1 protein-coding gene is annotated in these 310 nt (G+C 73.9%); it reads left to right on the top strand.

Going from position 1 to position 310, the window contains the following annotated elements; genetic code table 11:
- Positions 1-310, top strand: a 310-nt coding sequence (locus PUR61_RS45090) for an acyltransferase domain-containing protein (protein WP_329874867.1), incomplete at both ends; no start/stop codon positions are given.

The raw sequence follows: 310 nt of genomic DNA, 5'->3' as shown, positions 1-310 counted from the left end.
GCGGGGTCGACTGGTTGGCGCGGGTGGAGGTGGTGCTGGCGGTGCTGTGGGCGGTGGGTGTGGCGCTCACGGCGTGGTGGGAGTCGTTCGGGGTGGGTCCCGCCGCGGTGGGGGGTCATTCGCTGGGTGAGGTGGTGGGCGGGGTGGTGGCGGGGGCGCTCTCGGTGGAGGAGGGGGCGCGGGTGGTCGCGGCGCGTTCCGGGGCGTTGGTGGTTCTCGTGGGTGAGGGTGGGTTGTTGTCGGTGGGGGCGCCGGTGGCGGATGTGGTGCGGTGGTTGGAGCCGTCGGGTGGGTGGGGTGATCTGTCGGT

Origin of the sequence: Streptomyces sp. BE20 (genome assembly GCF_036322525.1) — a bacterium.
Taxonomy (GTDB): domain Bacteria; phylum Actinomycetota; class Actinomycetes; order Streptomycetales; family Streptomycetaceae; genus Kitasatospora.
Note: the sequence above shows the minus strand (reverse complement) of the source record. Positions and strands in the feature narration are given on the sequence as shown.